The following is a 10,417-nucleotide window of genomic DNA, read 5'->3' on the forward strand; positions in this document are numbered from 1 at the left end:
TTCCTTTCTTTATGGGATTTGCTGTCCTGTGAGTGCTTTACCCAACCAAACACTTAAAACGTCGGTAGATGGAGCCATAACTGATGCCGCGTAGGCATCTCGTAAATAACGCTCTAACGGTAAGCGTTTACTATACGCATGCCCGCCTCCTACTTTCATCGCGTGATTACATACATCAATCGCATTCGCACTTGCCACCAATCGAGCCGAAATGATCAATGCCAAAGCATCACTTTTGCCATCCAACGCTGATTGTGCCGCATTGAGTGTTAACGCTTTCGAAGCACTCACCGAAGAGAAGATAGAAGCAATATGCAACTGTACAGTTTCAATTTTTGATAGCGTAGAACCATCGCTGTAGGAACGCAATGTTGCGTATTCGATTGCACATGTACTTGCCGCAATAGAAAGTCCCGTGTACACAGATGCAAGACCTAAAATAAAATAGGGAGCCACTACGTTAAAAACGATTCCTGCCCCATCACCATGACTTCCGATCAAAAATTTGTCCGAAACAAAAACATCCTCATAATACACAGGAACACTGGCATTTCCACGCATTCCCAAACCGTCCCATGCAATATCATCATGCTGCATTCCGGAGAGATTGTTCGCAGTCGCAAATACACTTAATCCTTCTCCTTGCGGATTTGCAGCTAACACCAGATAATAATCGGCATAATGGGCAGAGGTAACAAAACTTTTTTTACCGTTTAACAGATAACCGCCCTCTGTTTTTTCTGCTTTTATCTCAGGATTGTAAAAATGGGTACCGGTACCCGTCTCACTAAACGCTAGAGCTAAAGCCAACTCGCCTGCAGCGATTTTAGGTAAATAAAACTCTTTTTGTTCCGGTGTCCCAAATGCTACGATCGACATCGTTGCAACATTATGCATCATATAACACAATGCCGTCGTTGCACATACGCTTCCCAATGCCATACACGTCTCGACATGATCAACGATGCTTCCTTCACGTCCGCCGTATTCTTTTGGTACCAGCAGTGCGGTATGCCCCTCTTTTTTCAAAGCTTCATATGCTTCGTGAGGAAATGTCCCTGCACGATCAACTTTCACCGTATAGGGTGCAACGTGCAATTGTGCAAATTCACTCACATCTTCAAATAAACCCATTTTTTATTCCTTACATAAAATTTGCGGTGTGAGACATCGATATCTCCCGAGCCGTCTCTTCATCAAATCCACATTCAATCATTCGACGTATACGATTTTCTCCCATCCTTTTTTTAAGTTGTTCAACCCGCTCAAATCCGAGTTCATACCCCTCTTCATCCACTCCTCCGGCTAAAACAGCTAATGCAGAAAGCAAAAGCTCATTTTCCTGACTCATCTCATCCAAGTACGCTTTTCGGCTTTCTACCGCCTCTTTGAGATATATCATCCTTTTAGGGTTAGCTTGAATCAATGATTTGACATGCACCAAACCATAATTGACATGACGCTGTTCATCTTTTTTAGCAAGTGTCACGATTTTTTTTGTCACCGGATCCGGTGCGTATTTGATAAGAAAATCCAACAAATCCAAAAAGGTTCCTTCCCCTAATACATGGAGTAAAAACGATGTTTTGAAATAATCTTTTTCAATAAAAAGGGAATAAAGAGAACGCTGAGTAGCCGTAGTAGAGTATTGAAGGCCTATTTTTTTGGCATTTGCACGACGTGAAAACGCCTCTATATGACGTGCTTCATCGTAAATGATTGTCCCTAAAAACATCACCAGCTCCATATAATACGGAGATATCTTCGATAAAAATTTCCCGGGAATATACAATGCGGAAAACTCATTTTCGGCAAGATAGGTCATCACCTGAGCAATTGCCGTTTCGACTTCAGGAGCAAGATCAGGAATAGCATCCCATTCAATATCGGTGTCGGCACTCCACTGATTCCGCTTGGCTTCTTCATAAAGGCGCGTGACATTTTTCGCCCAAAGGAACTCTTTTTCATTCAATTCAAACGGATAAAGAGGAGAAGAGTTCTCGATATGCGATCCTCGAGGCATTAATCCAAAAAGTTTCGGTGCCATTTCATGAACAGGTTCATTGCGTCCGTCAAAACCTTGCTCATCGGACAATATATGTGATTCAAAATCTTTACGAACCAGATACGAATACCCGTTTAAATCGGAACTGGTAGCAACCAAAGAGCATCGATTGACCTGAACCCATCCTTCAAATTCAAAAGAGACGGAACGCTGTACAACGGTGATTTTAAAAATATCATCTTTTCGTATCGTAGGAAGAAGTGCATTAAGGCGTAAAAGCCAAGCCTGAGTGAGAGAAGAGGATCGTATCGTGTATTCTAAACGATACGTATCCATTTGATAAAGGTCATTGTGTTCCATATATGTCTCCGGATGAGGCAGGAACATCAGCATAGTCATAATCAAAAGACGGCTGTTGTTTGTCTAACCCTTAGACCTTATATCGCCCTATTTAAGTAAAAAATATTTTAACCTTTTTTATTTTAGTCTTCGCTTAATTTGTATACTTTACCACAATATCATATCCGTCATAAGGGACAACATCTCCGATAATTGCGGCAGTCAAGCCGGCATCCGTACACTTATCGACCATCAGTTGCGCATGCGTTTGCGGAACACTCACCAAAAGTCCTCCAGATGTCTGTGCATCGAACAAAACCATTTCTTGTTCATATTCTATAGAAGAGTCCAAATAGACGTAGGGTTTATTATATTCGTGATTCGCACGCGAACCGCCAGGGATCATCCCTTTTGTAACCATCTCAATCGCTTCGATAAAATACGGAACCTTCGCGAAATCGATTTCCATGGTCACGTTCCCCGCACTCATCTCGCGCATGTGCCCCATCAACCCAAAACCCGTTACATCTGTACAGGCAGATGCATGGGATTCACGCGCAATCAACGATGCTTTATAATTGAGGGTACGTAGATTATCCGCAACTTTCATCGCCAATACAGGATCGAGCCGATCGTTTTTGATCGCTGTAATCAATATTCCCATTCCCAGAGGTTTGGTAAGGATCAGAACGTCCCCGATTTTAGGGGTATTATTACGAAGTACTTTATGTGGATGAATAAATCCGGTACACGCAAGCCCATAAAGCATCTCAGGGGTTTGAATCGTATGCCCTCCGACAATCACGGCTCCGCACTCCAATGCTTTATTTTGTCCCCCCCGCATAATTTCCGAAAGGATTTCGGAGGTATGATTTTTGGAATCAAATCCGACAACATTGAGTGCCGTTTTAGCATCACCACCCATTGCGAAAACATCACTCAAAGAGTTCGCTGCGGCAATTTGCCCATAAATATATGGATCATCGACAACCGGTGTGATAATATCAACGGTTTGAACAATAGCAATCTCATCATTGATCTTATAAACTCCCGCATCTTCATTCCCTTCAAATCCGACAATCAAATCTTTGTGAAACGATTCAATATGACATGTCGAATCAGCGAGTGAACCGGGGGCAAGTTTCGCGGCACATCCTGCAGCTCTAACAAATTTTGTGAGTTTCGCATCGGTGTTCATCATGATTTACGTACCTTCTATATAACTTTTTTTCATTCATGTATATGTGAGTATTGTAACGGTAAAAATTGAATCTAGACTGAAAAAGTAAAATATTTATTTACTTATTTATCGTTTTTTGTATTCTTTTTTGTCAACTACAGAGTAACCCAATACGTCACTTCCAAACCTATTTGTCAAAAATGGTGTAAAATCATCAAAGGTATAGAACTTATTTCAAGGAGAGATTATGACTCCATCGATCTACCTCCAAATAGCACGATCAGCTATCGCAGAATACTTTGGACTCACCAAACTCGATCGAAACTCTTTTCTCACCGCTTATCCCGAATTAGGAAAAGAAAAAGCGTGCTTTGTCACCTTGAATCATCACCATCATTTAAGAGGTTGTATCGGTTCGATCATTCCCCATCGTCCTTTGATAGATGATTTAATCTCCAATGCCCGCTCCGCTGCTTTTAAAGATCCGAGGTTTCCTCCACTCTCTGACGAAGAGTTTTCAACCATCACTATCGAAGTCTCCCTCTTATCACTCCCGCAAGAGATTAACTACCGTGATCGTGAAGATCTCAAAACAATCATTCGCCCTTATATCGATGGCGTTATCATTCGCTTAGGAAATCAACAAGCGACTTTTTTACCTCAAGTATGGGAAGAGTTGAATGATTTTGATCAGTTTTTCACCCATTTAGGTCTCAAAGCAGGAATCGGTTCCGATCCCCTCTCCTACCATCCCCAAATTTATACCTATCAGGTTGAAAAATTCGAGGAGAATTCAGATGAAAACTAGAATGATGAGTGTTGCTGGGAGTTTTTATCCTTCAAAACCCGATGAAATCAAACTAATGATCGATCGCTTTAATACGATATTGGAATCGCATCGCGACCTATTGGGTCAATACAGTGCACTACGTGGAAATGCCCTTATTGTTCCGCATGCAGGATGGATTTATTCAGGATTTACTGCCAATATCGCCTATCGGCTGCTCGGTCTAAACAATCTGGCTACACTCGTTGTAATCGGACCATCCCATCGGGTAGGATTTGAAGGTATGAGTATCGCAGAGACCGAAGTGTATCAAACCCCATTAGGTGACATTCTGATCGATTCAACCTTAACCCAAAAGCTTATAAAAACGTTTTCTCTCCCCTATCTTCCGAATGCTCACCATGAACACAGTACGGAAGTACAAATGCCTTTTATCAAACACTATCTCCCTCATGCATCGGTGGTCGAAATCGTCTATTCCCATACTTCTCCATCACACATAGAACCTATCATTTCATATTGTCTCCAACAGCCCTCCACTGCAGTAATCATAAGTACCGATCTAAGTCATTACTATTCGCTCGAAAATGCGAAACGGCTTGATTCTATCTGTTTGGAATCAATCAAAAATAATAATGTTGCCAAACTGCATGAGGGGTGTGAAGCGTGTGGTATTATCGGTGTTGAAGCAATGCTGAATGTAGCGCGCTCACAAAAGCTCAAAAGCACTATTCTCGATTATCGAACGAGCGCCGATGCAAGCGGCGATAGTGACCGCGTTGTTGGATATGCCAGTGTTGTATTTACTTAATACTATGTGAATTTCATACCTTCAACGATGTTTTCCCTTGCATTAAAATGTAAAACCGTTATAATCTATCTATGAAGATAGCATTAGACAGCACACTCAAAACAGTGATCAACAGCATTCCGAACCCTGTCATCCTTACCAATGGCAAAGAATTGCAAAGTGCAAACAGTGCTTTTTTAGATTTTCTAGGCAATAACTCAACAGAAGAATTTAATAACACTCACAAATGTGTCAGTGATCTTTTTATAGAGCATCAAGGTTTCTTTTCGCCTTCGAAAATCATCACGGATGAAAATTGGATAGATTACCTCTTTTATAGACCCGAAATAAAACGAATAGTCTCTCTCATGAATCAAAACGGCGAATTACGAGATTTTGAAATAACACTCAAAAAATTGGAAAAACAATCAGAGTACATCGTCGTATTCAATGATATAACAACCTATGTATCTGAAAAAAACGAGTATGAATATTTTGCTTATCATGATCATTTAACCAAAATCTATAATAGACAAAAATTTGATGAGTTATTTATCAAAGCATTGGAAAATAAAAAACGTTACAAAGATCACCTTTCGATTATTTTGTTGGATATAGATCATTTTAAACGGGTCAATGATACATATGGACATTTGGTTGGTGATTTGGTTTTGGTCATGTTATCAACAATGATTGCTCAGAATTTACGAATCAACGATGTATTCGCACGATGGGGCGGTGAAGAGTTCATAATCTTGTTACCCAGAACAGATATTCAAAGTGCTTTCATTAAAGCTCATGAACTACGAGAGGTTATTGAAACGTATGTCGATAATTCGTTGCCAAAAATCACAATTAGTCTTGGTGTCACCGAAGTGACAGAAACTGATACTATGACAAGCTGTTTGCAACGCGTAGATGAAGCACTTTTTATGGCAAAAGAAAAACGAAATGATGTTATTAAACTTTCTCTCTCTTCATCTTAAGCCATAAATATTGCATATTTACACTAATACGATTAGATCCATCTTACAGAATTCTTACAATAACATAGCGAGTGCTTGATCAAACTCGTACTGTTCGATCATCGTCTTCACTTGTTGATAAATCTTTTGCGATTGATGATCCAACGCGATAGTTTCAAACTTCGCCAATACCGGTTGGATTCTTTTTGGCCGTTTTGATTCTATCGCTTTTTTCAGCTCATCAAAAAGAGCATCGACCTCCCCTTTTGACATTGGATGTTTCTCTTTCGTATCTTCACTATCCAAAGTAAAATTTGCCTCAATTTCATCGCAAACATGCGCAAGTTCTTCAGAAAACTGCTTTGCAACGGATGGCTTCATGTGTTTTTCAAGTTCTTGTGCAAGCCAGTGTAGACGCTCTGCCCCGATAGTTCCGCTTAACCCTTTTAACGTATGTAACGTATCTTTAAAATCTATAGCATCCTCAGAAGGTATGAAGTCTCGATATTGCTCAACAAACTTTAATGCTAAATTGCTGTACAAAGCCAACGTACTAATGGTAGAAGGGACTATTTTTCTGATATTGAGATATTCTAATTGAGGAAAATTTTGAACCGTAACCTCATCGTCTTCCCGATACATTTCGGTTTTTTTCGAGATAAATTTCAAAAGCAGTTCAAATAGTTTTTCGGTATCGATCGGCTTATTTAAGTGAGCATTCATTCCTGCTTTTTTAGAACGAATCGCATCTTCTTTCATTGCATTGGCACTAAGAGCTACAATCGGTATCTCGCATCCCATCTCCCGCAAAGCTTTAGACGCTTCATAACCGTCCATCATAGGCATTTGAATATCCATTAAGATCAGTTCATAAAACCCTTTTTTGGCTTTGTACATCTCTATCGCTTCAACTCCATTCGAAGCGATATCAACGATAATACCGCTTGGTCTTAACATTCCTGTTAACACCTCTTGATTGAGAATATTGTCTTCAGCGACCAAAACTCCGCTCCCTTTCAATGAAGAGAGTTGCGTTTTCAAGGAAGGAGCACTCATCGTACAATTTACTTTTGCAATATTTTGACCGAACATACCCACGATAATATTGTAAAGCAATGAAGGATTAATAGGCTTTTTGAGAAAAATATCGATTCCGACTTCTTTTGCCTTTTGCAAAATATCGGTTGCAGAATAAGCACTGATCATAATAATCGTTGGAGCTGCATTATTTTTACATTGCTCTTTTAAAATCTGGGTTGTTTTTATCCCGTCGATATTCGGCATTTTCCAGTCCATCAATACCAAATCAAAATGACGTGATTGTGCGCATATGAGTTCAAGCGCTTCTTGACCGCTATTGGCAACGGTTATATTGATTTTAAAATTTTTCAACAGTTTCGCAATAATAATTTGCCATGAGGGAGTATCATCCACTATCAAAACGTTTTTGTGTTCAAAATTCTCATATTCTCGTTGTTTAGGTGTATTTTCGACCAAATTGACCTCAAAAACAAACTCGCTCCCTTTGCCGAGTTCGCTCTCAACCCAAATCGTTCCACCCATCATCTCGACAAATTTTTTACTGATGGCTAGTCCTAGCCCTGTCCCGCCAAATTTACGTGTCGTTGTATTATCCGCTTGGGTAAACGATTGGAACAATTTTTCGGCTTGCTCTTTGGAGAGCCCTATTCCCGTATCTTTTACACGAAAGCGAAACCGCCCCTCAGAGACTTTATCGATATATATACCGATCTCTCCCTCATGGGTGAATTTCACCGCGTTTGTCGCGAGGTTAATCAAAATTTGTCCAAGCCGCAGAGGATCTCCGAAAAGATTCATATTCATGTTGTGATCGTAACCGACAACGAATTCCAGCTCTTTTTCTTGGATTTTTAGTTCGATAACATTCACAACGTTTTCAATAACATCATGCAAATCAAATTCGATGTCTTCTAGCTCAAGTTTTCCTGCTTCGATTTTACTAAAATCCAAAACATCATTGATGATTCCAAGCAATGAACTAGCAGCACTTTCAATCTTTCGCAAATATTCGAGTTGCATCGTATCAAGATTAGTATCTTTCATCAGATAGGTCATACCGATAATGGCATTCATTGGCGTACGAATCTCATGAGACATATTGGCCAAAAATTCTGATTTTGCCTTGGTAGCCTCTTCTGCTTTCTCTTTTGCCTCTTGAAGCTCTTTTTCGGCAGATTTGCGACTGGTTATGTCACGTGCCGCACAAAAGAGCATCGGTTTGTTCCCGATTTCAACACCGACAGCATTAATCTCTACAGAGATAATAGTGCCGTCTTTACGCTTTTGGAGAGTTTCAAATGTAGAACACGTACCGATGAGCTGAGGGATATGATCGATTGATTCCTCGGGAGAATAATGCACGTCCCAATCTTTGACTTTTAATTTGAGCGCTTCTTCGTACGTATAGCCGAGCATCTCACAAAATGCTTCATTCGCTTCGACCAGATTCCCTTCCACATCAAGAACATGGATCCCGTCCCCCGAGGCACGCATGAGGGTTTCATATTTTTGCAGCTCTTCTTGCGCTTTTTTTCTCAGAGTGATATCTCTCGACGCACATAACAGCATCGGCTGATTATTGATCTCTACAATGGCGGCATTGATCTCTACCGCGATGATGCTGCCGTCTTTGCGTCGGTTAAACGATTCAAATGTGGGACTTGCTTCGATATTCTTTGGCAAATCATCAACAAACTTGATAGGCTGCCATCTTAAATCCCAATCTTTGACACTGAGTGTCGACATCTCCTCGGAGGTATATCCGAGCATCTTGCAAAACGATTCGTTATACTCGATTAACCGCCCTTCGTTATCGATGATATGGATACCATCCGCCGATGCTTTCAGGAGTGATTCGTATTTGAGGTTCTCTTTATCTCTCGCCTCTTCTATCGCTAGTTTTTCAGTTATATCGATAGCCAGAGAAGCCACTTCTTGTTTTCCGTCTTTACTGGTTGGCAAAATCGAGCTGAACCATTCACACACGATAGTTCCGCCATCTTTGGTCAGGATTTCATTCACGGTATGAATATTGTTGGTTCTAAAAAGTTCTTCTGCACTTTGGAGAATATCCTCATGATTCTCTTGCGGTATTAAAAATTCGAGAAAGTTTTTACCGATAACCTCTTCTTTATTCCAGCCGAAAAGCTTTTCGGACTGTTTGTTCCAATCATTGATTATAAACCCCTCGCCCCACACGACACCTGGGGATGCGGCCTCTTCAAATAATACTCTATGGCGTAGTTCACTGTATTCGAGTTCTTGTATGTACTGCTGTATATTTTTGTCCATGATGTTACCTCAATACAATTTTATTACGTCCGCTGTTTTTTGCATCGTACAATGCAAGATCAGCTTGTTTTAGCAATTCATCGATCGTTTTGATCGAAGGATTTTTATTTGCGATACCATTACTGATCGTAAAACTGATCTGATGCCCGTTGTAATCGATCATTGAGGATGCAATGGCATTTTTTATCTCATCAAAGAGTTGCATGATACTCTCGACAGAATCATCTATGCATATCGCAACGAATTCCTCTCCCCCTATACGTGCAAAAACAGACTCTTTTGGCAACATGTCGGATATTGTTTTGGCGACACGTTTAATCACCAAGTCGCCGGCATCATGTCCAAAACTGTCATTTACTTTTTTGAAATGATCGATATCGAGCATAGCAATGAAAAGATTATTATTGTATTGATCAAAAATAGGTTTGGATAATTCAAAAAACTTCCGCCGATTATAGACACCGGTCATCGTATCTCTGGATGCCAGATATTCAAGATCGTCGATCGTTTTTTTGAGTTTGAGTTGCGTTTGTACCCGAGCGATCACTTCGCTGCGTTTAAGAGGCTTGCTGACATAGTCATTGGCACCTGCTTGATACGCTTTAGAGATGCTCTCTTCGTCTGTTTTGGCAGTCGTAAATATAATCGGAATATTTTTTGTCGTAGGTTGCGATTTCAATATTTTACATACTTCATATCCATCAATATTAGGCATGACAATATCAAGCAATACGAGTGAAATCTCTTCTTCTGCCATAATATCAAGAGCTTTTTGCCCACAGGTAACCGGAATGACATCAAAATCTTCCAAAATATCGAGTAGAACATCCAAATTCTCTTTTTTATCATCTACCGCAAGAATCGTTTCACTTTTTTGCATCTATTACCTTTTGATCATAATATATCTTCTTTTTTCATTTTATGACCAGGTAATTGAAAAAATAATTAAATAGATAAAAATAATGATTTTTCACTTCAAAGAACTAATTAACCCGCAATCTTATTTTCCCCGTAAATA

At 40.0% G+C, this 10,417-nt stretch carries 8 protein-coding genes; 3 read left to right on the plus strand and 5 right to left on the minus strand.

From position 1 onward, the window contains the following. Positions 1 to 9: 9 nt before the first annotated feature. From CJD30_RS10020 to selD, 3 genes are all read right to left on the minus strand, one after another. A complete protein-coding gene (locus CJD30_RS10020) occupies positions 10 to 1,134 on the minus strand; it encodes an acyl-CoA dehydrogenase family protein (protein ID WP_294918697.1) in 1,125 nt (374 codons plus the stop codon). A gap of 10 nt (positions 1,135 to 1,144) precedes the next feature. Continuing rightward, positions 1,145 to 2,365, minus strand: a complete 1,221-nt coding sequence (locus tag CJD30_RS10025; protein WP_294918699.1) for a ferritin-like domain-containing protein — start codon at positions 2,363 to 2,365, stop codon at positions 1,145 to 1,147. Between the two features lie 133 nt (positions 2,366 to 2,498). Next, positions 2,499 to 3,542 carry a selenide, water dikinase SelD gene (gene selD / locus CJD30_RS10030; RefSeq protein ID WP_294918711.1) on the minus strand — a complete coding sequence of 348 codons (1,044 nt, stop codon included), beginning with the start codon at positions 3,540 to 3,542 and terminating at the stop codon, positions 2,499 to 2,501. Between the two features lie 229 nt (positions 3,543 to 3,771). Between selD and amrA the strand changes: the two genes are divergently transcribed. From amrA to CJD30_RS10045, 3 genes are all read left to right on the plus strand, one after another. Beyond that, positions 3,772 to 4,332 (plus strand): AmmeMemoRadiSam system protein A, encoded by a 561-nt coding sequence (gene amrA / locus CJD30_RS10035; RefSeq protein ID WP_294918701.1) that lies wholly within the window; start codon positions 3,772 to 3,774, stop codon positions 4,330 to 4,332. Beyond that, positions 4,322 to 5,122 (plus strand): AmmeMemoRadiSam system protein B, encoded by an 801-nt coding sequence (gene amrB, locus CJD30_RS10040; protein WP_294918703.1) that lies wholly within the window; start codon positions 4,322 to 4,324, stop codon positions 5,120 to 5,122. The genes amrA and amrB overlap by 11 nt, the downstream gene beginning before the upstream one ends. A 71-nt stretch (positions 5,123 to 5,193) precedes the next feature. Beyond that, positions 5,194 to 6,087, plus strand: coding sequence for a sensor domain-containing diguanylate cyclase (locus tag CJD30_RS10045; RefSeq protein WP_294918705.1), 894 nt, complete (start codon positions 5,194 to 5,196; stop codon positions 6,085 to 6,087). A 54-nt stretch (positions 6,088 to 6,141) separates the two neighbouring features. Here CJD30_RS10045 and CJD30_RS10050 read toward each other — a convergent pair whose 3' ends face one another. Continuing rightward, a complete protein-coding gene (locus CJD30_RS10050; protein WP_294918707.1) occupies positions 6,142 to 9,399 on the minus strand; it encodes a PAS domain-containing hybrid sensor histidine kinase/response regulator in 3,258 nt (1,085 codons plus the stop codon). A gap of 4 nt (positions 9,400 to 9,403) precedes the next feature. After that, positions 9,404 to 10,279 (minus strand): diguanylate cyclase, encoded by an 876-nt coding sequence (locus tag CJD30_RS10055; RefSeq protein ID WP_294918709.1) that lies wholly within the window; start codon positions 10,277 to 10,279, stop codon positions 9,404 to 9,406. Between the last annotated feature and the right edge of the window lie 138 nt (positions 10,280 to 10,417).

The sequence above is a fragment of the Sulfuricurvum sp. PD_MW2 genome, assembly GCF_002633015.1.
Taxonomy (GTDB): domain Bacteria; phylum Campylobacterota; class Campylobacteria; order Campylobacterales; family Sulfurimonadaceae; genus Sulfuricurvum.